Source organism: Variovorax defluvii, from assembly GCF_039541515.1.
Taxonomy (GTDB): domain Bacteria; phylum Pseudomonadota; class Gammaproteobacteria; order Burkholderiales; family Burkholderiaceae_C; genus Variovorax; species Variovorax defluvii.
This window is the reverse complement of record NZ_BAABGJ010000040.1, coordinates 1-25,184: the sequence shown is the minus strand read 5'-3', so window position 1 is coordinate 25,184 and position 25,184 is coordinate 1. Positions and strand designations below refer to the sequence as shown.

Annotated in this window: 18 protein-coding genes and 1 pseudogene; 4 read left to right on the top strand and 15 right to left on the bottom strand. The window is 70.5% G+C overall.

Annotated features, from left to right (window positions below; all coding sequences use genetic code 11):
* Positions 1 to 267 precede the first annotated feature (267 nt).
* The 11 genes and pseudogenes from tagF to phnD form a co-directional block, all read right to left on the bottom strand.
* Positions 268 to 918 carry a type VI secretion system-associated protein TagF gene (tagF, locus tag ABEA07_RS16035; RefSeq protein WP_345539053.1) on the bottom strand — a complete coding sequence of 217 codons (651 nt, stop codon included), beginning with the start codon at positions 916 to 918 and terminating at the stop codon, positions 268 to 270.
* Positions 919 to 4,521 (bottom strand): type VI secretion system membrane subunit TssM, encoded by a 3,603-nt coding sequence (tssM, locus tag ABEA07_RS16030; protein WP_345539052.1) that lies wholly within the window; start codon positions 4,519 to 4,521, stop codon positions 919 to 921. It lies immediately after the preceding gene.
* A complete protein-coding gene (locus ABEA07_RS16025; protein WP_345539051.1) occupies positions 4,518 to 5,843 on the bottom strand; it encodes a DotU family type VI secretion system protein in 1,326 nt (441 codons plus the stop codon). The genes tssM and ABEA07_RS16025 overlap by 4 nt, the downstream gene beginning before the upstream one ends.
* Before the next feature lie 37 nt (positions 5,844 to 5,880).
* Positions 5,881 to 7,212 (bottom strand): type VI secretion system baseplate subunit TssK, encoded by a 1,332-nt coding sequence (gene tssK, locus ABEA07_RS16020; protein ID WP_345539050.1) that lies wholly within the window; start codon positions 7,210 to 7,212, stop codon positions 5,881 to 5,883.
* A 197-nt stretch (positions 7,213 to 7,409) separates the two neighbouring features.
* Complete coding sequence (locus ABEA07_RS16015; RefSeq protein ID WP_345539049.1) at positions 7,410 to 7,901, bottom strand: GNAT family N-acetyltransferase; 492 nt, start codon at positions 7,899 to 7,901, stop codon at positions 7,410 to 7,412.
* A 115-nt stretch (positions 7,902 to 8,016) separates the two neighbouring features.
* Positions 8,017 to 8,187, bottom strand: coding sequence for a hypothetical protein (locus ABEA07_RS16010; RefSeq protein WP_345539048.1), 171 nt, complete (start codon positions 8,185 to 8,187; stop codon positions 8,017 to 8,019).
* 76 nt (positions 8,188 to 8,263) lie between these two features.
* Entirely contained in the window at positions 8,264 to 8,788 is a 525-nt protein-coding gene (locus tag ABEA07_RS16005; protein WP_345539047.1) for a hypothetical protein, read from the bottom strand.
* Positions 8,789 to 10,107: 1,319 nt separating this feature from the next.
* A pseudogene (locus tag ABEA07_RS28650) lies at positions 10,108 to 10,698 on the bottom strand (two-partner secretion domain-containing protein); the annotation flags it as partial.
* A gap of 22 nt (positions 10,699 to 10,720) precedes the next feature.
* On the bottom strand, positions 10,721 to 12,415 hold the full coding sequence (locus tag ABEA07_RS15995; protein WP_345539045.1) for a ShlB/FhaC/HecB family hemolysin secretion/activation protein: 1,695 nt from the start codon (positions 12,413 to 12,415) through the stop codon (positions 10,721 to 10,723).
* A gap of 206 nt (positions 12,416 to 12,621) precedes the next feature.
* Complete coding sequence (locus tag ABEA07_RS15990) at positions 12,622 to 13,620, bottom strand: phosphate/phosphite/phosphonate ABC transporter substrate-binding protein (protein ID WP_345539044.1); 999 nt, start codon at positions 13,618 to 13,620, stop codon at positions 12,622 to 12,624.
* A 22-nt stretch (positions 13,621 to 13,642) separates the two neighbouring features.
* Entirely contained in the window at positions 13,643 to 14,680 is a 1,038-nt protein-coding gene (gene phnD, locus ABEA07_RS15985; RefSeq protein ID WP_345539056.1) for a phosphate/phosphite/phosphonate ABC transporter substrate-binding protein, read from the bottom strand.
* A 235-nt stretch (positions 14,681 to 14,915) separates the two neighbouring features.
* Here phnD and ABEA07_RS15980 point away from each other — a divergent pair, with 235 nt between their 5' ends.
* From ABEA07_RS15980 to ABEA07_RS15965, 4 genes are all read left to right on the top strand, one after another.
* Positions 14,916 to 16,820, top strand: a complete 1,905-nt coding sequence (locus ABEA07_RS15980) for an ATP-binding response regulator (protein ID WP_345539043.1) — start codon at positions 14,916 to 14,918, stop codon at positions 16,818 to 16,820.
* A gap of 132 nt (positions 16,821 to 16,952) precedes the next feature.
* Positions 16,953 to 17,954 (top strand): ABC transporter substrate-binding protein, encoded by a 1,002-nt coding sequence (locus tag ABEA07_RS15975; protein WP_345539042.1) that lies wholly within the window; start codon positions 16,953 to 16,955, stop codon positions 17,952 to 17,954.
* Positions 17,951 to 19,930 carry an ATP-binding response regulator gene (locus ABEA07_RS15970; protein ID WP_345539041.1) on the top strand — a complete coding sequence of 660 codons (1,980 nt, stop codon included), beginning with the start codon at positions 17,951 to 17,953 and terminating at the stop codon, positions 19,928 to 19,930. Before ABEA07_RS15975 ends, ABEA07_RS15970 begins: the two co-directional genes overlap by 4 nt.
* Before the next feature lie 2 nt (positions 19,931 to 19,932).
* Positions 19,933 to 20,718 (top strand): hypothetical protein, encoded by a 786-nt coding sequence (locus ABEA07_RS15965; RefSeq protein WP_345539054.1) that lies wholly within the window; start codon positions 19,933 to 19,935, stop codon positions 20,716 to 20,718.
* 14 nt (positions 20,719 to 20,732) lie between these two features.
* On the opposite strand, the gene ABEA07_RS15960 is transcribed toward ABEA07_RS15965, so the two are convergent.
* The 4 genes from ABEA07_RS15960 to ABEA07_RS15945 are packed head-to-tail and all read right to left on the bottom strand — an operon-like array spanning position 20,733 to position 24,894.
* Positions 20,733 to 21,389 (bottom strand): DUF2894 domain-containing protein, encoded by a 657-nt coding sequence (locus ABEA07_RS15960; RefSeq protein WP_345539040.1) that lies wholly within the window; start codon positions 21,387 to 21,389, stop codon positions 20,733 to 20,735.
* Positions 21,364 to 22,014, bottom strand: a complete 651-nt coding sequence (locus tag ABEA07_RS15955) for an OmpA family protein (RefSeq protein ID WP_345539038.1) — start codon at positions 22,012 to 22,014, stop codon at positions 21,364 to 21,366. Before ABEA07_RS15955 ends, ABEA07_RS15960 begins: the two co-directional genes overlap by 26 nt.
* Positions 22,011 to 24,176: a DUF802 domain-containing protein gene (locus tag ABEA07_RS15950; RefSeq protein ID WP_345539037.1), complete on the bottom strand. Its 2,166-nt coding sequence runs from the start codon at positions 24,174 to 24,176 to the stop codon at positions 22,011 to 22,013. The genes ABEA07_RS15955 and ABEA07_RS15950 overlap by 4 nt, the downstream gene beginning before the upstream one ends.
* A gap of 16 nt (positions 24,177 to 24,192) precedes the next feature.
* Positions 24,193 to 24,894, bottom strand: a complete 702-nt coding sequence (locus tag ABEA07_RS15945) for a DUF3348 domain-containing protein (RefSeq protein WP_345539036.1) — start codon at positions 24,892 to 24,894, stop codon at positions 24,193 to 24,195.
* Positions 24,895 to 25,184: the final 290 nt, after the last annotated feature.

Below are 25,184 nucleotides of genomic sequence, written 5' to 3'. Positions count from 1 at the left end.
CCTTTCTTTGGTTACTTTCTTTGGCGAGACAAAGAAAGTAACTCGCCCGCCGGGGCGAATTCCCGGCTCCTGCGCCAACCAACAAGCAAGGCCAAAACAAAGGCCCAAGAGCCAAATTCAAGGCTCCTGCACCACACAACCAGCAAGGCAAAAACCAAGGCCCACTGCCCTCACCCCCAACCTCTCTTAAAGCGAGAGGAAGACGGAGCAAGGCAGTGCTCTCACCCGCTCCCAAACGGCGAGGCAGCAAGGCCAAGCGAACGCCCTTCAAAACCCCACCTCCTGCCGCCCCGACTCAGCCCCATACCCAAATAGCGCCTCGAACTGATCGTCCTGCGGCAACCCTTGGCTCGTCATCCCCGGCCCCCGCTCCGCCACCGGGTCCGTGAACCACAGCGAGTGCCCCACCTCCGGCAAGGCCAACGGCCGATGCTCCCCTGCCTCACCCTCCCCCAGGGCATCCGCATACCCCTCGAACAACCCCCGCAGCCGCTCGTCGAAGCGCAGCGCATCGAAGTCATGCTCCAGCCCTTCCAGCGCCGCCTGCGCAGCCAGCATCCACCACCGCTGCGTCCGCGCCAGCACCTCCCCCTCCAGCGCGGTGCGCGAAGACACCAGCTCCGCCGCCAGAGTGAAGGGGAAGTACCGCCCCACCCCATCGACCGAAGGCATCATCACCCCCAGCCAGCTGCGCCCCCCGATCACCCCCTCGCCCAACACGAAGCACCACAAGGGCGCGCGAAGGTAGCGCTCGGTCCAGTCCGGACGCCGCGACCGCATCCGCCCCAACCCCGCCTGCAGCCACCGGTCCCACAGATCCCGGAACTCGACCGGCATGCGCCGCTGGGCAAAGTCCCCCATGCCAGGCAGCTTGCCGAACCAGCCCGGTGCGAGCGTGAAGCCTTCGTCCTGTTGCATTCAAAGTCCTTCGGGGCAGGCGAACTCGCGCAGCTCGCGCAGGCGGATCGGATGCTGAACGCTGTTGGTGGTGACTTCGAATCGGGTCTTGCGCGCGCCGATCTGGAAGGTGATGAAGAACTTCTCCGGCGCATCGCCGGCTTCGAGCTGGCCGTCGTCGAGCACGCGGAACAAGGCCCAGGGCCCATCGACCGCCATGCCCGAAGGCCCGCTCGCCGCAGGCGGACTGACCTGCACGCGTACCTGGTTGCTGCCCTTGGGCCCGGGCCACTGGATCGCCATCGGCACCACCGGCCCGTGCGCGTACTTCACCAGCTGGCCGTCGACGTCGAGGATGAACTGGGTGATCCCCGCATCCATCTCCACCGGCTTGAAGTCCAGCCGCATCGCGGGCGTGCGGCCGGCGGCGCGGAAGAAGATCTCCTTGATGCGCGCCGCGCGCTCGAACTGCGCGACGGCCTGCACCGTGATCGCACCCTGCTCCGCCACCGGCCGGTAGCGCCAGGGCCGGGTGCTGGTGTCGACCAGCGTGGCCAGGCGCTTCTGGAAGAAGTCGTCCATCAGCCCGCCAGGGCCGAACATCTGGCCGAAGTCCTCGGGCAGCACGTCACGCTTGCTGTTCTGCACGAAGGGGTAGCGGCCCGCAATGGCACGGTGGCAGAACTCGGTCACCGGCCGCAGGTCCTGGCTCAGGCTGCCGCGCTCGGCCACGCGCGCCTGCACGGCGCCGGTCTGGCTGAGGTTCTCGACCATGGAACGCACCGGCTCGGGCAGGCGCATGGCATCGGAGCGCAGCTTGGCCGCCACGTCGCCCGGCGGTGGCGCGCTGCGGCTCTTGACGGCGCTGTCGACCGCGGTGAGATACACGTACACCTCGTTGAAGAGCTTGAGCGCGTCGTCGATCGGCGCGGGCCCGCCCGGCGTGGGCGAGGCGACGAGGCGGCGCAGCGCCTCGAAGCGGTCGTCAACGATGCTCTCGATGCGCTTGCCGGCGGGCAACTGCCTGTCGGGCTCGCTGCCGAACAGGTTCTCCAGGTTGCGACGGGTGTTGCGCACGGTGTCGGCGGCACGGGCAACGGCGTCCTTGGCCTGCTCAGGCGGAGTCAGCGTGGTCTCCTTGACCGCCGCGCGCAGGAAGGCGGCCAGCGGCGAGCCGGCGCCCGAGAGGATGCGCGCCATGTCGATGTTCTTGTCCAGGCCGGTGGCGCGCACCAGGCGGACGTCGGCCAGCAGTGCCTCCCACACCTTCACGTATTCCTCCAGGTAGAGGCGGCGCACGCGGTCGGTCAGCGCGCCGAGGGCGGCGGCGTCGCGCAGGCGGTCGGCTGCGCCGCGCTCCTGGCCCAGCACCCACGGGTCTTCGCTGGCGAGCAGGCCGGCGACCACCACCACCTCGTTCTGGAAGGCCTTGTGGTAGCCGTCATACGTGAACATGCCGGGCACGCCCTCGGTCAGGGGCTTGCCGCTGGCGCGCTCGAAGACCAGCGGCCCCGAGGGCCCGGCGGCACGGGCGACGCTGAAGGGCGGGATGTCCTTGCCCAGGCGCTGGCGCTTGAGGCGGCTGAAGATGCGCGCCTCCAGCGGGTAGCTGGCGAGCACGGCGCGCACGTTGCGCACCAGGGCCTCGTCCATCTTGAGCGGCGAGCGCGGCGGACCCTGGGCGATCAGCACGTCGAGCTGGTCCTCCAGCAACTGGCGCTGGTCCTCGGGGATGCCGCGGTCCAGGCTCCTGGCCCAGTCCAGCGTGATCCAGGCCTTGAGCGCATCGGCGTCGAAGCGCTCGGGCTGGTGCAGCATCAGGTAGGTCTTGAGCGCCTCGTAGCTGAACTCGAGGTTGTCCTTCTGCGCGGTGCGCAGTTGGTCCTCGATGCGCTTGGCGAGCTGGGGAAGAAAGACTTCGTTGAGCGCGCGACGGTGCGCGAGCATGGCGGCGGCGTCGATCTTGTCCCCCTGGTAGAGGCCCAGCGTCATCGACAGCGGCTCGTCGCCCTGCCCGTTCTCGGGCGCCTTCCAGATGTTGCGCAGGCCCTGCAGCACCGGCGCGACCTCGACCAGGTTCTGCACGCGGGCAGGCACGGCGGCGAGCTGCTGGCGTGCGGGCTCGATACGCGCCTCCACCGCCTTGAGGTATTCCAGGTTGCGCCAGCTGCTCCAGCCCCAGCCGGCGAGCAGGGCCAGCGTGACCAGCGTCATCGCCGCCAGGCCAGCCACCCGCCACGCGTGGCGGCGGCGCTCCAGCTTGACGTCGGCGCCGGCCAGGCGCTGCTCGGGGAACACGACGTCGCGCAGCAGCGAGGTGAGGAAGTAGCTGCGCCCGCTGCTCTTCTGCGGCGGCAGCACGGCGCGCTCCAGGCCGAAGCTGCGCGAGAGCGCACCCATCACGCGGTCGATCGGGCTGCCTTCCTGCGTGCCGCTGGTGAAGTAGACGCCGCGCACCCAGGGCGGCTGGCTGAAGCGCGAGCCGGCGAAGACCTGGTCGAGCAGGTCGGCCAGGAGCGGCTCGATCGAGCCGAACTGCGCCGGAAAGCCGAAGATCGCCGCGCGCCGGGTGGCCTCGGTCTCGCGCTGCATGCGCTGGATGAGCGCGTCGTTGAGCCGGCCATGCAGGAGGCCGAACTCGCGGTGGAAGGCCTGCGTCAGGCCCTTCTCGTCGATCGCCGATCCCTCCTCCGCCGACAGGGTGAAGCCGAAGACCTGCGCGCGCTGCTCCTTGCCCAGGTCGGCGAAGTACTCGGAGAAGCCGTAGAGCAGGTCGCTCTTGGTGACCAGCACGTAGACCGGCAGCCGGGTCGCGAGCCGCGCGTCCAGCTCCAGCAGGCGCGCGCGGATCGAGGCCGCAAGGGTGCTGCGCGCCTCGGCGTTCTGCGCCAGCAGGTCCGCCACGCTGACGGTGAGGAAGACGCCGTTGAGCGGGCGGCGCGGGCGCACCTTCTTCAACAGGCCGAGGAAGCCGTCCCAGGCGCTCTTGTCCTCGGCCTGGTGGCTGTCCTGCGTGGTGTAGCGGCCGGCGGTGTCGATCAGCACCGCGTCGTCGGTGAACCACCAGTCGCAGTTGCGGGTGCCGCCGATGCCGCGGATGGCGCCGGGGCCGAACTTTTCGGCCAGCGGGAAGGACAGGCCGGAGTTGACCAGCGCGGTGGTCTTGCCCGCGCCCGGCGCGCCGATGAAGACGTACCACGGCAAGTCGTAGAGGTAGCTGCCGCCCGAGAGCGAGAGCCAGTCGCGCCAGCCGGGCTTGCGGCCGGCGGCGTGCAGGCGCATCTTCTTGAGCGTGGCCACGGCCTCGGTGAAGCGGGCGTTGAGCGCCTTCTGCTCGCCGCTGTCCTCGGCCGACGCGGCCGGCGCGGCGGGCGCCTTCATGAGGCCGTCGGTGAGATGCTGACTGGCCTTGCGCACGCGCCAGCGGCGGTACAGCGCGCGCAGCAGCACCAGCAGCACGATCACGCCGATCAGCACGGCGCGCGCGAGTTCGCTGTCCAGCGGCGCCCATTCGCCGATCCGCACCAGCGGGCCGATCCACCAGACCAGCACACCGAGAATCAGCAGCGCCAGCACGGTCAACAGCACGGGATGGAGCAGCCATCCGAAGAGCTTCTTGATCATCGCTTCGCCCCCGCCAGATCGGCCGCCACGCGCTCGGGCGGCGACAGCAGCACGACCTCGACGCGCCGGTTGCGTGCCCGGTTGGCCGGCGAGTCGTTGGGCGCGACGGGCTCGGCATCGGCCTTGCCGTCGGCGCGCATGCGGGCCGGGTCGACCAGCGTGGAGAGCGCGCCCTTGACCGCGTCGGCGCGCGCGGCCGAGAGGTGCCAGTTGGAGGGATAGCGCATGGAGCGGATCGGCTGGTTGTCGGAGTGGCCGGTGATCAGCACCTCGCCCTGCACTTCGGCCAGCGCCTGCCCGATGCGACGCAGCACCGGCAGGGAGGCCGCCATGGGCTCGGCGCTGCCCGAGGCGAAGAAGCTGTCGCCGCGCAGGCGCACCGTGCTGCGGTCGGCCTCGTCGGTGACGGTGACCAGCCCCTGCTTGATCTCGGCTTCGAGGAACTTGGCGAGCCGCGGCGACTTGGCCAACACCGCCGGCGCTGCGATCTGCACGTTGGGCACACGCAGGCTGGAGATGGCGGCATAGGTGGTGTCGGAGCGCTGGTTCATCGCCAGCCGCAAGCCGAACCAGGCCAGCGCCAGCAGCAGCGCGAAGCCGGCCGCGAACACCCACAGCGGCAGCGACTCGCGCAGCCGCACCGTGCCCGCGCCCTGCCCGCGCCAGTGCGGCGAGAGCTCGGGCTCGACCGGCGGGCGGTCCTTGGCGATCAGCTCGGCCAGGCGCTGGCGCACGCTGTCGAGCTGGGCGCGGCCGTTCTCGACCACGCGGTAGCGGCCCTCGAAGCCCAGGGCCAGGACGCAATACATCAGCTCCAGCAGGGGCCGGTGGCGCGGCACGTCCTGCGCCAGGCGGGCCAGCAACTGGAACACCTTCTCGCCGCCCCAGGTCTCGTTGTGGAATTGCACCAGCAGGCTCTGCTTGTTCCAGCCGCCTTGCACGCCCCAGGGGGTGTTGGCCACGGCTTCGTCGAGCGCGGTGCACAGGATGTAGCGCGCGGCCAGCACCGATTCGTCGCCGATGCCGGCGCGGCGTGCATCCGCATCGAAGCGGTGGACCGCCTCGGCGGTGGAGGCGCGCAGCTGCGCGATGTGGGTGGGCTGGGCAAGGTTGCGCAGCTTGCCGATCAGCACCAGCAGCGGTCCCGCGGCCGACACCAGCGGATTGAGCAGATGCAGCTCGCCCAGCTCGGGCGGCGGCTCCGCGCCGCCCAGGGGCGGTGGCGGCGGCGGCGACGCGGCCATGCCGCCTGGCGCGCGGGGCTTGGGCTTGATGACCGTGCGCTCCGACTCGAAGGCGGCGAAGGGGTCGGGGTTGCTCATGATGTCGCGCCTCGGTCTTCAGGCGGCTGCGGCCTGGTCATGATCTGATGGCCCAGAAGGCGAGTTCGAGCCCGGGGAAGTCGCCCGCGATGTGCATCGCCATGCCGCCGGACTGCTCCAGCTGGCGCCACAGATCGCTGTTGCGCGTCTCCAGCTCGAAGTAGTTGGCGCCGGCGTGGAACGGGATCTGCCGCGGCACCACCGGCAGCGGCACCAGGGCCACGCCCGGCAGCGCGAGGTTGACCAGGTCGCGGATGCGCTCGACCGGTCCGATCTTCACCTGCGTGGGGAAGCGCGCACGCAGCGCCTCGCCCGGCATCTGCGCGTTCACCGCGAGCACGAAGGTGGCGTTGCGCTGCAGTTCCACGTCGGGGATCAGCGCCACGCGCACGCCATGCCTGCGGTCGTGCAGCTCGATGCGGATGGCGGACTGCTCCAGCACCATCGAGAGGCTGCGGCGCAGGTCTTCCATCAGCGGCTTGAAGCTCATCGCGAGTTCGTCATGCACGTAGGGCGCGAAGCGGGTCACGCGGCGCGCGTCGCGAAAGCTCGCCAGGTCGCCGGCCAGCGCCAGCGCGCGCTCGAAGAAATGCTGCGGATGCAGGGTCGCGCTCTTCGCGAGGTGGGCGAACACGGCCTCGTTGCGGTTGACGGTCTGCAGCAGCAGGAAGTCGGCGATCTCGGCCACGCCGCCGGTGCCGCCCTGGGTCATGCGACCGGCCAGCGCCTCGCCGCGCTGGCGCAGGAGGCCCAGCAGCTCGTCGAGCCAGCCGCGCACCGTTGCATGCCCCGCCACGTCGAGCAGCGGCGGGACCTGCGCGCGGTCGAGCTGCACCTGGTTGTCGGCGCGGCGCTCCACGACGCGCGCGACCTGCAGGGTGGTCCAGGCGTCGGTGGCGTCGCCGGCGCGCATCAGGCGGGCATTGAGTGCGCCGAGCTGCAGCGTCGCGGTGCGGTCGCCGGCGGTGTTGGAGTCGGGCACCTCGGCCTCCACCACGCGGTGGCGCACCAGGTCTTCGTAGGCCTCGGCATCGGCCTCGCGCGCGCCCGCGCGACGCAGGGGCAGCGCCAGCAGCACGGCCTCGTCGCGCATGCCGGCGGGGATGTCGATGGCCTCGGGCAACGGGTCCACCGCCGGCATGTCGAACACCGTGCCGTCGCCGAAAACGCCGACCGCGCGCACCAGCGCGAGCTTGCCCAGCGTGAGTGCGGCGGAGTCGATCTCGAGTTCGGCGAAGCCCCAGGCATAGGGCGTGGTGGTCCGCAGCAACAGGTGCCGTGCGTGGTCGGCATGGCGCTCGCTCTGCTGCAAGTGCTGGGGCTGCAGCAGCATCCCCTCGCTCCAAACCACTTTTGTTCGCCAGGTCATCCACGCTCCGGTCGATGGCGGACCTCCCGCCGGGATAGGAAACATCTAGTTTCCGGCGCGCGGGGGAGGCGGCAAATCTGGCGAATGGCCTAGGGGCGGGCCTTGGTCTAGTGCGAAGGGGCTATTGGCTGGACCCTGGGCGCCTGCTGAATACACCAGGCGATCCGGCCATCAGGCGCCGCGAGCCGGGCGCTCGATCAGGGCTTGCGCGGTGTGCCGGAGCCCAGGGTCTTGCGCATCAGCGCATTGGGGATGACGACGCCCCGGCGCACCGGCAGCCGCTGTTCGACGACCAGGAATCCATGGCGCGCGAAGAAAGGCTGGGCCGTCCGGCTCACATCCGCGCTCATCTCGGCCACGCCGAGGCTGGCGGCTTGTTCGTGGAGCCGGCGCATCAGGAGGGTGCCGACACCCTGGCGGGGGTGCGCGCCGGAGACGAAGAAGTGATCGATGTGGCCATCGGGCTGAAGGTCGGCGTAGCCCAGGATCTCGCCGTCCTGCTCGGCCACGAAGGGATCGATGCGGCGGATGCGCTCGGCCCAGGCGTCCGGGTCCACCTCGGCGGGGGCCCAGGCGTCGATCTGTTCCGGCGCGTAGTCGCGCACGGCGATCTGGTGGATCGCCGAAAAATACACCTGCCAGAGGGTGCTTTCGTCGCCGTGGCGGAAGGGGCGGATGTGCGGGGTCATTTGCATTCAGGCTGGGGTGCGCCGAGGTTGGCTCGAGGCGCGGCAGCCCCATCACGCCGGCTGCCGCGCGCGGTCGGCCCCTTGTAGCGCAAGTCGTTGCACCTGCAAAACTCATTCACCGTTCAAGCCGGCTGGCCCAGGCGTAGCGGCCCGTGCTTCGCGCCTGGCCCGGTTCGATGCGGATGTCGCGATCCGCATGCACGCTGAGCAGGCCGGCGCCCGCCCTGTGTTCACGAACGCCACGGCCGGAGATACAGCCGTCGAGTTGATGGATGGTGTAGCTCACCAGGGTCCGTCGGCGACGGTACCGATGTTGGTGATGTCACCACCGCCTTGGATGCTGAACTCCTCAGTGGAGCAGATCAATCTCTGATCTCCCTGCCCCAGAGGAACTGACCTGTGCGGTAGTCAAGTTCGAAGTAGTACATCCCCGCGTACTCAACCCACGCAGTGACACCGAATTGACCTTCCTTGCCGTTTTCGGGATTGACGTAGGGATCGCTAACGTTGGTGAAGGACGTAGGGGGCTTGGCCGACTCGGGATTCTTCGGTCGAGTGAGTTGCCAAGGGACTGTGAGCCGCATCCGTTCCTTGCCATAGACATCTAGCAAGACGCAATTGTTAGGCTGCCATCCCTTCTCAAAACCGATGAACCCACTGGCGTCCGGCAATACGTGCGCATGGACCCATTGATCGATCGAGACTTCGATTCGCTCGTCTCCGACATACCAGGAGTAGTGAGTGACTCGACCGAAACCCCACCCGTTCTCGTTGGTAGCGCCTGGCTCTCCCTGGTGCTGAAGGACCCAGTCGATCCATTGATCGTCCAGGAGAGCGAATCCCTTGTCGCTGTGACGCGTATATCGCTTGATAAGGCGAGAGGTCATGGCAGGGCCCGTCCTCCAATCACCTTGAACACGCTTGCGCGGTGATCTCGTCCCACAAAAAAGTGCAATTGATTGCCTCCGCCTACAGCTGTCCCCTGTGCTCCAACTTGCCCAACCTGTGCGTTGACTGGCTTCGTCAGCTGAACGTCCACGACGTAGAGAGATCCGGATTTTTCCGTTAGATCAGATGTGATGGCGAGTTGATTCCTGGCATAGGCCGCGTTCGGTACATCATCGAAGGTGGCCCAGCCGCCGAAAGACTTGCCGATGTCAGCCCGCCCCGACAGGTCCATCAGCGAGTAGAAAGACCTTTCGTCTACGACCATCCGCACAATCGTCCCCGGCTTCATCGTCACCTCCGCCACCGAAGTGCCAGGCATCCATGCCGGGCTCCATCCATCCGCCGCCTTCATCATGGCATTGACCTCCTCCGCACTCTTGAACCCCCTGATCACTCCCGCATCCAGCTTCATGAACTGAAGCGCCGCGTTCTCCAGCGTGCGGGTGCCCAGGCTCACGGCCGCGTTCGTCAGTGCCACGCCACCCTTGGCCGCGGCGCCGGCGCCGGTCACCACCGTGCCCACCTGCCAGATCAGGCCGCCCAGGTCCTTGCCCAGTTGCTCTGCGTTCTGATCGCCGCCCGCTTCCAATGCGGTCTTCATGCGGTCGATCTTGGCGTCCAGCTCCCTGAACGTGGCGTCGCCGAGTTGCTGCCTCGCCTCCGGGCTGGTGATGATCTGCTTGAGCCCGTTCAACCCCTGGACGGGGTTGGCCAGGAAGTCGGCCAGCCCCTGGATGTCGCTGATGCCGGCATCCACCAGACCCTTGCCGACGCCGGAAGCCGTCAGCGCATCCTGCTTGGCGCTGACGAGCGTCCATCGGCCCATGACCTTGAGTTGATCGAGCGCGGTCTTCGCCTCGTTGAGCTCCCTGGCCATCCGTGCCCGCTGCTGGGTGGCCAGCCAGTTGTTGGCTGCCGCATTGGCGCCGGCTTCGCTGGCAAGGTTGATGTGAGCCGCATCGAGGCCCGCAAGCGCCGCGCCGATGCCGCCCATCATGGCCGCGAACTTCACGGTGTCGCCATGCGTGTTGGTGGCATCGGGGTCGTACAGGCTGGCCGCCAGCTCGCCGATCGCCGCGCCGATGGCGCCGGCACTACAGCCATCATTCGTTCGCGCTGCACCGATGGCGCATCCCACCAGGGCGTGCGCCAGGGCATTGGACGCACTGCCCGGCTCCAATCGGGTTCCGACGACGAATGCGGACTGCGCCGCCAGGGTGTCCAGGATCGCGCTCTTCAGGCCCTCTTTCAGGTGGTCCACGTAGCCATCCAGGCCGCCGAAGGCATTGAGTTGCGGCGTGCCGGTGGTGAGCGTGGCCCGGCTCGCGTTGATGAAGGTGCCGCCGTCGACCGCGATGCCCGCCGGGTTGGCCACGATCACCTCGGCCCGCTGGCCCCCGACTTCGATGGCCCCGCGCAACCGGGTCGGGTCGCCACTGACGATCTCGTTGAGGATGATGCGGGCCGGGCCGGTGGCGAGGTAAGGATTGCCATGCACCCAGCCCCCCAGTCGGGTCTGCACGTCGGTGCGGCTGTTGTTCAGGACGACGCCCCGGGACTGGACGTCGAACTGCTGATAGAGGTTGCGCGAAACGCCGGCCGCGGAAGGCGTCTGGATATCGACCAGTGGCACGCCATTGGGCGCCACCAGCACCATGGGCCGCAGGTTCGGCGCCACGCCCGGCGCCCCCACGATTTGAGCAGGCGCAGGTGGCGAAGCCAGCAGCGCCGTCACCAGCACGCCCGGGGCCGCCCCCCTCGTCTTGCCCGCGCTCCTGGCCGTTTCGTGCACCACCATGCGCAGCCCGCGCGTGGCGTTGAAGACGATGCGGTGAAGATGCTTGTTCATGTTCTTCCTTCCAGCCTTCTCGTCAGAAGCTGTAGTTCAGGCTGAATCCCACCGTGGTCCCCGCCGTCCGGAAGCCCTCGGGCCTGCGGATCGGCGCCCCAGCGAAGAGGTCGTAGTTCAGCCCCTTCCAGGCGCCGCGCAGACCGATCACGCCGCCGGTGAGGCGCCGTCCGGACAGGCCTTCGGTGGCACGGCCGCCCACCTGCCCGTGGTCGACGCCCGCATAGAACTCGGCGCCGCTCCAGCCCAGCGCCCAGCCGATGTCGTTGCGCAGAAGCCAGCCGCGTTCGCCCATCAGGCTCGCTTCGCCGTCGAAGCCGCGCACGGTGTAGCGCCCGCCGATGGCGAAGCGGTCCTGTGGCGTGAGGGGGCTGCGGTTCCATTGAGCGCGCCACAGGCCCGTGTAGCGCAGCTTCCGTGCGCCGAGCTGGAAGGGCGCATTCACGCCGAGTTCGCCGCTGACGATCCTGAAGCGCGCGGTGCCCTCGCCGAACGGCTCCTCCGGCGCGGGCAAAGCACCGAAGGCGCCGGTGCCGCGCCGCCACGCCAGGTTGGCATCGAGCGTGGCTTCGCCGATGACTTCGCGGTGCGCCAGGCCCAGTTCCCAGCCGGCGGTCGTGCGCCGCTGCACGCCGACCTCGGCGTCGTTGACGACGTTGTGCGCGCTGCGCCGGACGCCGCGCAGGCTCAGCGTGGTTTTGCGCCGCTGGTCGCGGTAGACCAGGCGCGAGAGCCTGAGCTCCGCGTTCGCCGATTCACCTGCATAAACGTAGGCCTGGTCGGCGCCCTGCACGGTCTGATGGAAATCGTTCCGCGAGGCGGTGGCGCTGGCCAGCCAATAGCCCCAGGGCAGCGAGTAGTGGACGGTCTGCGCGCGGGTGCCCCGGCCGTCGCTTTGGAAGGCGTCGTGGTTGAGGCTGAGGTAGAACAGGTCGTCGAGGCCGAAGGGGTTGTCCCAGGCCAAGGTGGCGCCGGCCTGGTTCCTGCCGGCGGCCCGGGTCCCGCCGTTGTCCAGGCTCACGGCGGTGCGCAGCGGAAAGCGCTGGCTGTACTTGACGACCAGGTCACTGTCGGCCGGCCGGGCGTCGGTCGCCTTCGACGGCTCGATCTGGATGTCGGCCCCGGCAGTCGGCGCGCGCTGAAGGTTCTCCAGGCCCTGCTCGATGTCGCGCAGGTCGAGCAGCGCTCCGGGACGCGCGGGGATGGCGTTGGCGAGGCTGACGCCGGCGTCGCTGCCCTCGGCAAAGCGGATGGCGGCGATGCGGCCCGGGATCACCGTCAGCGTCAACCTGCCCTGCCCCGGGTCCTGCGGAGCGGCGAGCACGCGGGTGCTGACGTAGCCACGCGCGACCACGGCTCGCTGCAGCCGCGTCATCACGATGTCGAGGCCCTCGATGCCGAGGCAGCGCCCGATGGGGCTGTCGCTGCCATCCTCGCCGGCAGCCGCTTCGAGCGCCCACTGGAAGCGCTCGGCGAACTCGCCGGCCAGCGCGATGCGATCGATACGGAAGCACGGCGCCCCGTCCTTGGGCAGGCGCCGGTCCTCGGCGCGAGGCTCGGCCTGCCGCCGGCGGTCGATCCTGTCCTCCTGCTGCTGGCGCAGGACACGCGCACGCTCCTGCTGGCGCTGCAACTCGACGAAAGGCGCCGGCGCCGCGGGCAGCGCCGCAACCGGCAGCGGCACGGGCAACGCCAACGCACCCGGCAAAGCCAGCATCCACGTCTTGCGCCAATACGCGCGCAGATTCACACGGGCCGCAGACCCGCGGCCTCCCCTGGTATCCGACAACCGGCACTCCTTGTTATTTTTCGAGCGCCGGGATTCTGTTCGGGCGGCCCGCCATTGCAACGGCCGCGAAAGAATTCTCCAGATTCAGGGAAGCGGCGGGAAAGAGGCCGCCGCCTTCGCCTCCGCGATGTCCGTCAGGGCGCGCCGCTGCGCAGCGCATCGACCTGCTCGGCGTAGCTGCGCTCGATGCGCGCCAGCCGCGCCTGGCGCGCTTCCTCGCTGACCCACTTGGCGCTCAGCGCACGCTGCCGCGCATGCTGATAGTCCAGGGCGGCGGTCGACAGCAGCGCGGTGTTGTCCTGCGCGGTGAAGCCCAGGGGCGCATGCAGCGCCTTGAGGATCTCGCGCTCGGCTTCGGCGCGCGGGCTCCTGCCCTGGCCGTAGTTCACGAGGTAGTCCTGCAGCTTCTTCTGCAGTGCCGCGGGCAGTTCGCGCCGCGCGACGAACATCGCAGGCGGTGTGGGGCTGGACTCCCAGATCACCTGCAACCGCTCCGCCTCGACCGGGAATTGCTGGCGGAAACGCTCGAAGTCGGTCGTGTTGTTGGTGGCCACGTCGGCATCGCCGTTGGCCACCGCGAGCGCCGTGCCCTGGTGGGTGTCGACGAGCTCGCTCCGGAACCGCTCCATGGCGATGCCGTGGGGCAGGAACAGCTCCAGCTGCGGCAGGATGTAGCCGGAGACCGAGCGGGCGTCACCGCGTGCCAGCCGCCATCGCTCGGGGGTGGCCAGCAGTTCCTTCAGCGAGCCGGGGGCGCCACCCTGGCGAACGAGAAGCACCGCGCGATGATCGGCCGTGCCGGCGTGGCGCTTCACCTGGGCCAGCACGTGCATGCGCTGTTGCGAGACGGCGTCGAGTGCCAGCTTGGCCGACAGCAACGCGCAATCGACCTCGCCGCGGCGGATGGCCTCGGCCAGCGACTCATACGACGTGACGGACAGCGCGCTCACCGGCCGGCCCAGTGCGCGTCCGAGCCCGTCGAGCAGCGGGGTCCAGTTCTCGCGCGACTCGACGGCGCCGCCGAAGGGGAGCACGCCGAAGCGCAGCGGGGCGTGGCTCTCGGCACGGGCCGACTGCGCGAGGGCCGGCACACCGAGCGCCGCCAGCACCATCCCGCCAGCGGCCGCGCACACCAGGCGCCGCCGTGCGCCCGCCTCAGGGCGCGGTGGTGCGCAAGGCGGCGACCTGCTCGGCATATCCGTTCTCGATGCGCTGCAGCCGCGCCTGGCGCGCCGCCTCGCTCACAAACTGCGCGGTCATCGCGCTCTGCCGCGCGAGCTGGTAGGCCAGCTTGGCCGCCGGCAGCAGGGAGCTGTTGTCGGCGGGCAGAAAGCCGGCCAGGTCGTGCAGCGACTTGAGCACCGCGCGCTCGGCGTCGCCGCGCGGGCCCTTGGCACGCGCATAGGCCAGCAGAAAGTCCTGGACCTTCTTCTGGAACTCGGGGCTGTAGTCGCGGCGCACCACGATCTGCGCGTGGGGGATGAGCTCCGATTCCCAGATCACCTGCAGGCGCTCGGCCTCGGCCGGAAACTGGAGCCGGAAGCGCTCGAAGTCGGCGGTGTTGTTGGTGGCGACGTCGGCCTCGCCGTTGGCCACCGCCAGGGCCGTGGCCTGGTGGGTGCCCACCATTTCGCTGGCGAAGCGCGTCTCCATCACGATGTGGTTGGGCAGGAAAAGCTGCAACTGAGGAACGATGAAGCCCGACACGGAGCGCGTTTCTCCGCGCGCCAGGCGCCAGCGCTCCGGTTCGGCCAGCAGGTTCTGAAGGGTGGAGCGCGGCCCGGTCTTGCGCGCGAGCAGCAGCGCCCGGTAGCCCGGCAGGCCGTCGTGGCGCGTGACCTGGGCGACCACGTTCATGCGGCGCTGGGTGACCGCGTCCAGCGCCATCTTTCCGGAGAGGAAGGCCATGTCGACCTGGTCGCGCTGGATCGCCTGCTCCAGGGCTTCGTAGGAGCTGACCGAAAGCATGCTGACCGGCCGGCCGAGGCCGCGGCTGAGGTCGGCCAGCATCGGCTCCCAGTCGTTGCGCGACTCGAAGGCGCCGCCCAGCGGCAGGATGCCGAAGCGCAGCGGTGTCGCGCCAGGCGGGAAGGTGGCGGCGGGGCCCGGGGTCTGCGCCAGCGCCGCGAGCTGGCAGCCCAGCAACAGGGCGACCAGGCAGCGCCAGGCCAAGGCGGCGGTGCGCCGTGCCATCATCGGCAGGCCTGCGGAAAACCAGAGGGAGAACGCGGCAGAAGTGCAGTGGGCACGGTAGACAGCGACTGTGGCCTGCATCGGTATCGGGACGGCTCGCCGGGGGCGGACTGGTCAAAGCTGTTCTGGAGGGAACACAATTAGAAACCAACTTCCGCAGAATTCGTGACTTTTCCTGCAGCCACGTACTTGAGCCGTTGGCCGGCTTTCGCGCCGGTGCAAGGCTGACGCCTCCATGAAATGGCCCTTTCGTGCCCTTCGCCTGCTGGTGCGCCTGACGCTGGCCCAGCAGCTGGTGCTGCTGGCGCTGCTGCCCGCCACCGTGGCGACCCTGGGCGCGATCGCGGTGCTGACGCGCCAGCACCTGGCCAGCGTGACCGAGCTGATGCGCGCCAACGCCCAGACCGTGGCACTGCAGGTGGCCACCGTGGCCCAGGCACAGGTGCAGCGCATGGACCGCCGGGCGCTGCAGCGCGTGGCGCAGTCCGGCAGCTACCAGCCGCACGTGCAGCAGGTGCAGATCTGGTCGGAAGACGGCGAGATCCTGGCCAACTCCGAGACCGTGGACCGCGCGCGCGGCGAAGGCCTGCAGGTGGTGGCGCCGATCGTGGCCGAAGACGGCAAGCACACCGGCAAGGTGATGGTGGAGATCAGCCTGGACGCGGTGGAGCGCGCCAAGCGCTCGGTCTGGCTGAACGTGGTGCTGGTGCTGGGCGCCAGCCTGGTGGGCGTGGGCCTGGCCGGCTGGTGGGCCGCGCGGCGCATCAGCGCGCCGATCCAGGCGCTGGGCGAGGCGGTCGACCGGCTGGGCGCGGGCGAGGACGCGCAGGTGGAGGTGGCAGGCTCGGCGGAGGTGCGGCGCCTTCAGCACGGCTTCAACGAGGCGGCGCGCGCCCTGTCCGAAAGCCGCGCCCTGCTGGAAAGCCGCATCGCCAACGCCACGGCCGAGCTGGCCAGCAAGAACCAGCAGCTGGAGGTGGCCAGCCAGGCCAAGACCCGCCTGCTGGCCGCCGCCAGCCACGACCTGCGCCAGCCGTTGCACGCGCTCACCCTGTTCTCCGACGGCCTGGCCAACGGCGAGACCGACCCGGTGCGGCTGCAGCGCATCGGCCACATCCGCGAGTGCGTGGAGTCGCTGGACCGGCTGTTCTCCGGCCTGCTCAACCTCTCGCAGCTCGACGCCGGCGTGCTGCAGCCCCAGTGGACGGATTTCGCGCTCGACCAGTTGTTCGACGAGATCAGCCGCAATTTCCGGCCGGTGGCGGAGCAGCAGAACCTGCGGCTGGTGGTGCGCAAGACCGAGCTGTGGGTGCGCTGCGACTATGTGATGCTCTCGCGCATCCTCAACAACCTGGTGTCGAACTCGCTGCGCCACACCGCAGAGGGCGGGGTGCTGATCGGCGCACGCCGGCGCGGGCGCAGCGTGCGCATCGACGTGGTGGACACCGGAGTCGGCATCGCCGAACAGCACCAGATGCGGGTGTTCGAAGAGTTCTACCAGGTCGACCCCGAGCCGCGCCAGGGCCGCGACGTGCGCGGCATGGGCCTGGGCCTGGCCACCGTGCAGCGGCTGGCGGCCCTGCTCAACACCCGGGTGGAGCTGCGATCCAAGCCGCAGCGCGGCACCTGCGTACGCGTCATGGTGCGCATGGCCGATGCGGCGCCTGCACTGGCCGCCCCCGGGGCCGCCCCGGCTGCCGGCCCGGAGGAGGAGCCGAGCCTGGCGGGGGTGCGCGCCCTGGTGATCGACGACGAGCGCACCATCCTCGAAGGGCTGCAGGTGGTGCTGTCCAACTGGGGCGCCGAGGTCATGACGGCCCAGACCCGGGCCGAGGCCCTCGCCTTCGCCGACACCTGGGAGCGGCCGCCGGACGTGGTGGTGAGCGACCTGCTGCTGCAGGGCGGCGACAACGGCCTGGACGTGCTGGGCGCGCTGGAGCGGCATCCGCGCGGCATCGGTGCCGCCACCGCCCGCCTGCTGGTCACCGGCGAGACCAAGCCCGACCGGCTGCGCGAGGTGGCGAGTTCCGGCGTGGCCGTGCTCTACAAGCCGGTCTCGCCCCGGCTCCTGCGGCAGGCCATCAGCGCACAGCTGGCGGCCGTCGCCAGCGTTGCGCGCGAAATACGTAATAAGACATAGGCCGAGCGGCCGCGGGGCCGTGCCGCACCACGGGACGATCCGGCAGGGCGCCGGCCGACATAAGCCCTCCGCCTTATCGCGCGGAAAGAGCCGGGTCCGTACATTGGCTGCATCAGCCCACAGGTGCAATTCATGTTTGCGATTCCTTCCACCGGGCTCCTCCGGGGGCTGCGCGTCCTTGCGACCGCTGCCTCCGCGGTCCTGTTCGCGGCCGGGGCCCACGCGGCCGCGCTCACGGTCCTGCTGGCAGACGACAACGCGGCCCACGCGGAGTTCGCGCGCCTCCTGCGCGAATCCCAGGATGCCAGCAGCCGCTTCGAACTGATCCGCCTGCCCGGCGACGCCCCTGCCCGCGCCGCCGATGGCGACGCCGTGGCGCTGGCCGGTGTGCGCACGCGCAGCCTGCGCGCCGCCCCCGCGGCGGTGGAGCCGCCTGTCACCATGGCCGTCGGCCTGGCCGCCGCACGCAGCGCGATCGAGCGGCCCGGCCAGGACCCGCTGGTGCTGGCCATGCTCAGCCGCCTCGACTACGAAAGCCTCAAGAGCAACCCGGCGCTCAAGCGCGGCGACCGCCCGGTCGGCGTGCTGCTGCGGGAGCCGGCGATGGCTGACCAGCTGGCGCTGATCGACGCCCTGCTGCCGCACAAGCGCCGGCTCGGCGTGGTCGCGACCGCCGAGTCGGAGCCCCTCGTGCGCGAGTTGCAGAAGGCCGCGATCGGCTGGGACCTCCAGGTCGAATACGCGCCGGATGCCAAGTCGCTGGCCTCGGTGCTGCGCGTGCTGCTGCCGCGCAGCGACTGCCTGATGGTGCTGCCCGACCTGATCGGTGACAACCAGGCCGCCACCCTCACGGTGCTGCGCGCGGGGGCCGGCGCCGGCCTGCCGGTGTTCGGCACCAGCGAGGGGCTGGTGCGCTCGGGCGGCCTGGCTGCCGCCGTCTCCACGCCCGGCCAGCTGGCACAGCAGGCGCGCGCCCTCGGGCAGAAGCTGGCCATGGGCTCGTCCACCGGCGGCGTGCTGGTGGAGGCGGCGACGCCCTCCACGGTCCGCGTCAATCCCACCGTCGCGCGCGGGCTGGGCCTGCGCCTTCCCCAGGAGCGCGAGCTGAACGAGCGGGTAGGCACCGCCCGATGATCGCCCGCCCTCACGCCCTGGCCGTGCCTGCCGCCGCACGCCCCACCGACCCGCCTGCGGCGGATGGACACGCACTGGTGGTGGGCGGCAGCCTGCAGCGCGACCTGCTGCGGCTGGGCGTGGTGCCCTGCGCCGCGGTCGCGCTGGCGCTCACCGGCTGGTTCACCCACAGCCGCCTCGACACGCTGGAGGCCGCCTTCAACGCCGAGGGCGAGGCGGTGGCGCGCCAGGTTGCGGCCATGTCCGACCTGAGCCTGTATGCCGGCGACCTGCCCGCCCTGCAGAACGTGGCCAATGCGGCACTGCGCGGCGGCCAGGTGACGCGGGTGGAGATCAGCAACAGCGCCGGGGTCTACGTCACGGCCGGCGCCACGACCGCGCCGATGGGCCAGCTGCGCATGTTCACCGCGCCGGTCCAGCTGCGCGAGGCCTCGCGCGCCACGCCCTTCGCCCCCGAGGGCTCGACCACCGCGGGCGAAAAGCCGATCGGCCTGGTCCAGACCTTCCGCGACACCACCGACTACGCGCGCGAGCGTACCCGCTCGCTGATGGCCGGCATCGGCATCGCCATGATCGCGCTGATCGCCGCCTGGGCCTGGGTACGCCACACGGCGCGCAGCGTGGCGCAGCCGCTGCGCCGCATCTCCCGCACGGTGGCGGCGCTGGAGGCCGGCCAGTTCGACGCCCGCTGCAGCGTGCTCGGGCGCGGCGGCGGCGAGGCGCCGGCCGCCGAGGGCACGCGCCGCACGCAGCACGAGCTGGCCAGCCTCGCGCACGACATCAACCGCCTGGCCGAGCGCCTGCAGCGCAACCGGCAGCAGAGCGAGGAACAGGTGCGCAAAGCCACCGCCGTCGCCCTGCAGCGCATGGCCGAGGCCGAGCAGGCCGCGCTGTCGCGCGCCCGCTTCCTGGCCGCGGCCAGCCATGACCTGCGCCAGCCGTTGCACGCGATGGGCCTGTTCATCGACGGCCTGCTGCCCACCGCCACCGAGGCACAGCGGCCCGCCGTGCTGCGCCTGCAGGAAGGCGCCGAATTCATGGGCGTGCTGCTGGACGACCTGCTGGAGATCTCGCGGCTGGACGCCCAGGTGCTGACGCCGGCGATCGGCAGCCTTTCGCTGGCGCAGCTCTTCGACGCGCTCGGCGCCCAGCATGCGGCGCGCGCCGCCGCCGCGAACGTGCGGCTGGTGTGGCGCGACCGCGGCCTGGCGGTGCAGTCCGACCCCGCGCTGCTCCAGCGCATCGTCGGCAACCTGGTGGGCAATGCCATCACGCACAGCGGGCCCGACGGCACGGTGCTGGTGGCGGCGCGGCGCCGCGGCGGCAAGGTGCGCATCGAGGTGCGCGACAACGGCGTAGGCATCGCGCCGATCCACCAGGCGCGCATCTTCGAGGAGTTCTACCAGGTGGCCAACACCGAGCGCGACCGTCGCCAGGGCTTCGGCCTGGGCCTGGCGATCTGCGCCCGCATCGCCGCGCTTCTGGGCACGCGCGTCGGGCTGCGCTCGGCGCTGCAGGCCGGCAGCACCTTCTTCCTGGAGCTGCCCGCCGCCGACCCGCGCGACGTGCAGCCGCCCGCGGCCGAGGCCGTGGCCAGTTCGCCCCTGGCCGGCCTGCGCTGCCTGGTGGTGGACGACGACCCGGCCATCCTCGACGCCAGCCGCGTGCTGCTCATGCAATGGGATTGCGAGGTCGAGTGCACCGACAGCGGCACCGAGGCGATCCGCCGGCTCGCCGATCCGGACGCGCGCTTCGACGTGCTGCTGTGCGATCTGCAGCTGGCCGATGCCGAGGATGGCATGGAGGTGATCGATGCAGCCCGGCGCCTTCAGCCCGATGCGCTGGCGGTGCTGGTCTCGGGCGCCACCGGGCCCGAGACGCTGCAGCGGCTGCGCCAGCGCGGCGTCACACTGCTGACCAAGCCGGTGGCGCCGGCGAAGCTGCGGGCGCTGCTGTCCACGAAACGGCTGAAGTGACGATGCTCGACCCGTCGGCGCTGAAGAACATCCGCCCCTTCGTCGCAACACCGAGCTACGCCGGCGCGATGAGTTCGATCTACGTGCGCAGCCTGCTCGGGCTGACCAACCTGGCCTGGACCCACGGCTTCGCGATGCAGACGCGCTTTCTCGACGGGGACAGCCTGATCCCGCGCGCCCGCAACCGGCTGGTGGCGGAGTTCATGGCCGACGCGCGCTGGACGCACCTGTTCTGGATCGACGCCGACATCGGCTTTTCGGCCGAGGCGGCGCTGCGCCTGCTGCTGGCGGGGCGCGACGTGGTGGCCGGCGTCTACCCCCTGAAGACCGATGGCTGGCCCGCCGAGGGCCTGCGCACGCCCCTGCCCGCCGGGACCACGCGGGAACAGTTCGAGGCCGCGCATGCGCGCTTTCCGGCCAATGCGCCGCAGGGCGAGGTGGACGAGGACGGCTTCCTCGAGGTGCTGGACGCGCCCACCGGCTTCATGCTGATCGCGCGCGGCGTGTTCGAAACGCTCGCCGAGGCCTTTCCCGTGCTGCGCTACACGCCCGACGCGCCGACCGACGACCCGGCCTCGCGCGCCTGGCCGCACTACCGCTTCTTCGACCTCCTGGCCGAGCCCGGCAACGGGCGCTGGCTGAGCGAAGACTATGCGTTCTGCCGGCGCTGGCAGATGACGGGCGGCAAGGTGTACGTGGACGCGCGCTCGCGCCTCGGGCACCAGGGGCTGCGCACCTACATCGGGGACTTCGGGCACGCGACCGGGTCGGGTGCCGCGCCCCCTTGAGGCTGACGACACGCTCAGCGCGCCTTGCCGCGTCCCGACTTTTTGGGTGCGTCCGCCCGCGTCGCGCCCGCGGACGGCGCAGCGACCCGCTGGTTCTGCGCCAGCCATGACAAGGTGTCGACGCGCGAGACGAAGCGGTCGAGATAGCCCGGCGACGCCTCCCGCATCAGGGTCAGCATCCGGTGAATGAGCTGCTGCGAGTTCAAGGGCCCGGCCTTGTCCGGCACCTGCGCCAGCGACTGGGCGAGCCGGCGGTCGGCACTGAGCCGGGTCCAGGTGCTGCGGAAATACTGCAAGGTCTTCAGCTCGGGGACCGAGGCCAGGCCGGGCACCGCGGCGCCGGCCGGCATGCCCGGGGGCGACGCCGCGGCATGCCGGGCGATGTGCGCGACGAGGGCCTGAAGTTCGCTTGCGGCGGCTGCCGGCTTCGCACCGCCATCCAAGGGGCGCGTTGCCTGAAAGCCTTCTTCGTAGGCCGCCATCAGCGCCACGAGCCTCTCGTCCAGGATGCGCCGCACCTCGCCCTCGTGGCCGGCCGCGCGCCGGGCCAGTGCCTCGATGAAGCGAAAGCGCACCGGGTCGTGGCGATGGGCGCCGCGCGCCCGCCAGGCATCGAGCCGCGCGGCAGCGTCGCCGGCGCTGTCGCTATCGGCCGGGGAGCACGTTGCCATGGGTGGGTCGGGGCATCGGCGCCATTTCCACGCGCCGGTTCCTGGAGCGGCCCTCGGCATCGGCATTCGAGGCCACCGCCTGCTCCGAGCCGAAGGCCGCGGCGAAGACCGTCGACGGGGGGATGCCCTCCTCGATCAGGGCCCGCGTCACCGTCAACGCCCGCTGGGCCGAGAGCTCCCAGTTGTCGGCGAAGCGGCGCGCGCCGTCGCGCATCTGCCGGTCGTCGGTGAAGCCGCTGACCATCAAAATCTCGTTGCGCTCCTTCAGGTACGCGGCCAGTGGGGCGGCCAGGCTCCTGAGCACCTGCCGGCCCTCGGGCTGCAGCTCGGCCGCGTTGAAGGCGAAAAGCACGCTGCCGCTGATGCCGATGCGCCCGTCGACCAGCGTCACGCGCCCGGCGGCGAGGGGCCCGGCCAGCGCCTTCTCCAGCGTCTGCCGGCGCTGCGCCTCCACCTGGCGCTGCTTGACTTCCGCCTCCAGCTTCGTCGCCAGGTCCAGTTGCATGCCCAGCGCATAGACGAGGATCAGCACGAAGGCGCCGAGCAGGCCCGCCATCAAATCACCGAAGACCGCCCAGACCGGCACGCCGGGATCGACGCCGGCGTCGAGCTCCTCGCGCGTCATGCCTCGCTGCCCACGGCGGCCGCCGCCGTCTGCCGGCTGGCGAACTGCTGCAGGTCCTCGACGATCTGCTTCTGGGACATGATGCTCAGGTCGACCACCTCGCGCGCCTGCGCCACGTAGTAGGCCAGTTGCTCGTCGCTGCGCTCGAGCGAGCGGCCGAGCGCGCCCTCGATGCGCTGGAGCTGGGCGCCCAGCTTGTCGTTCGACTCGCTGAACTGCTGCACCGCGAAGCCGAAGGCCTCGCCGAGGCTGGCCACCTCGACCGCGCTGCCGGTGAGCTGGGCGCCGACCGTTGCCAGCTTGCCGGATTCCGACTCCACCTGCTGCGCGAAACGGCTGCCGACGCGGTCCATCAGGTCCGCCGAAGTGGAGACCAGTGCGTCGATGGCCGCGCGCTGCTCGGTGGAGGCATGGTTGACGGCATCCAGCAGCGTGGCCAGCGTGTCGAGGATGCGGCTGCGCTCTTCCAGCATGGTGTTGTCGCGCGCCATGCTGTCCTCCAGCTTGCCGCGCAGCTCGGCGATCACCTCGGCCGCGGCACGCGGGGCCTCCGACGCGGCCTCCACCAGCCTGGCGACCTCGGCGATGGTGCCCTTGGCCTGCGCTTCGGTGTGGGCCGACAGCTCGCGGGCGGTCTGTGCCATGGTTTCGCCAAGCGCACGATGCTGGTCGCGCGCCTGCACGCCGGCCTGCTGCCATTCCTGCTGCAGCGCCCCGGCCATGGCGGACAGCGCCTCGGTCCAGGCCGCGAGCCGCTGCGCGTCACGCGAGGCCACCTCGGTCTGCAGCGTGGCATGTGCCTGGCCCACCGTGTCCAGCAGCGAGGCCGCGTGCAGTTCGAAGGTCGCGGCAGCGGCGGACAGCGCCTGCTGCGTGTTCGCCGACAGCTGCTCGCTGACCTCGCGGTGCTGCGCCAGTGCCCCGCCCCAGCTGTCCGACACGCTGCCCACCGTGCGTTCGAGCTGCGTTGAAACGCTGTCCACCGTGCGACCGAGCTGTGTCGATACGCCGTCCACCATGCGCCCCAGCTGCGTCGAAACGTCCTGCACAAGGGTCGCCGAGCGCTGCTCGAAGGTCTGGGCGAATTGCTCGAGCGTGCCGCGCAGGTCCTCGGACAAGGCGCCGCTGGTGCGCTGGTGCTCGGCGAGCGCGCCCTGCCAGGTCTGCGCGACACCGGCGGTGGTGGCCTCGAGGCGGGCCGACACGCCTTCGAGCTGCCGTTGCACGGCCTGGCCGATGGCCTCGTGCAGGGCCGCGGTCTCGCGCGCGATCCCGGCCATGGTGGCCTCGACGACCGGCTGGATCGTCGTGCCGGCGGCGCTCGCGCTGTCGATGAGGCTCTGCTTCAGCGATTCGCCGACGGAGGCCGCCAGCCCCGCATAAGCCGTTTCGGCGCGTGCGTGGAACTGCTCCTGCCCGGTGGCCAGGCGCTCGTTCAGCGCCAGGCTCTGCCGCTCGATGGTGGCCATGAGGGTCTGCAGGCGGTCGGCCAGTTCGGGCATCAGCTCGGACTGGCGCTGCAGCAGTGCCAGCGAGGCCTCGCGCTGGTGGGCCAGCGAGTGGCCGCGCAGGGTGGTCGCGATGCGGGTGTCGAGCGACTGTCCGGCCTGCTGGCGTTCGCGCCGGTGCAAGGCCGAGAGCAGCCCCAGCATCGCCGAGGCCGCCACGCCCGCCACCGAGGTGCCGAAGGCCAGGCCCAGGCCCTTCACCGGCGCGGACAGCGAGGCGCGGATGGACTGCAGGTCGGTCGCGCTCTCCAGCGCCATGCCGGTGCCGTTGAGCGTGACCACCATGCCCAGGAAGGTACCCATCATCCCGAGCAGCACCAGCAGGCCGGCCAGGTAAGGCGTCAGCGCCGGCCCGGGCAGGCCGACGCGCTCGCCCTCGATGCGCAGGCGCACCGCGTTGCGCAGCGAGGGATGGAGCCGCTCCAGCCATGCCGGCAGGCTGGCCGGCGGCTCGGACAGATCCGCCAAGGCCTGCGATAGGGTGGCAGTGGCCTGGTGGTAGCGATGCAGTTCCAGGGCCCCCAGGAGGTAGAAGGCGCCGACGAGCAGCGTGATGACCAGCGCCAGCGGGCTCGTGCCGACATAGCCGGCGCCGACCCAGCAGATGGCGGCCAGGCCGGCGAAGAAGACGAGGTGGTGAATGAATCTAGTCATGGCAAGCGCAAGCGTGTCATTCCGTTCGCAGGGCTTCCATCAGCCCTTCGATCGGTTGCAGTCGAAAGTCCAGTTCGGCGAGCAGCAGGTCTCGCATGTCGTTGCGGAACAGGTCCAGCCACGGGCCGGGCCGGGCCTCTCCCTCCGGTGCTTCGTCCGGCACCGGCTCGGTGCGGCGCAAGCGGGCGAAATGCTTCTCGAGCCGGGCCGGGATGCCGGCCAGCAGGTTGTGCTCCTGCACGCCCAGCACCTGCTCCATCACCGCATCCACCGCGGCCAGCCGCGCCATGTCGGGCGAACGGGCCGCCAGGATCGCGCGCAGGCGCTCGCGCTGGGGCTCGATGGCCATCTCCATGGTCTGCTGCCGGGCCTGGTAGCGCCGGCGGTAGAACGGGAAGTCCGTGGCCGCCGTCTTGATCGGCGCCGTGAACACGCTGTCCGCGCTGATCGCATTCGCCAGCGCATTGCGCAGCCCGGCGCATTCGCTCTCCAGCGTGGCGGTGGCCGCGCGGGCGCCCCGGGGCGCGGCGCTCGGGCTGGCGCCCAATGCCGAGGACAAGGAGATGGCGTCGGTCCAGCGCAGCCATTCGCCGAGGCGATCGGCAAAACCGGGGCCGGCATCACGTGTCTCGGCGGCGTTGCTGTTGTGTGCCATCCGGGCGAGCAAGCGAGTGAGCGCCGAGCCAGTGAAACCAATGCGCTGTGACACTTGCACCAAAACCGCCAGATCGAAAAGCCCGCCAGTCTACACGGCGGGCTGGCGCGGCCGCGACACGGCTGGCGCAGGTAGACGACTCGAGAACCATTTGTCGTCTTGACGACACGGCAAGCAGGCAAGCATGGCAGTTGTCAACAAGTGAACTTTCTTCGTGTCTGGTGTGCGTTGTTGTGTTTGCCTATGACCCGCCCCCACCGATGAGGTGAAGGCGTGCGGGCACTGTTGCCACGGTGCCTTTCCTCGCCGGACTGCGCCGCCGCGAGCGGTCAAGGGCCGCGAAGGCGGCGACG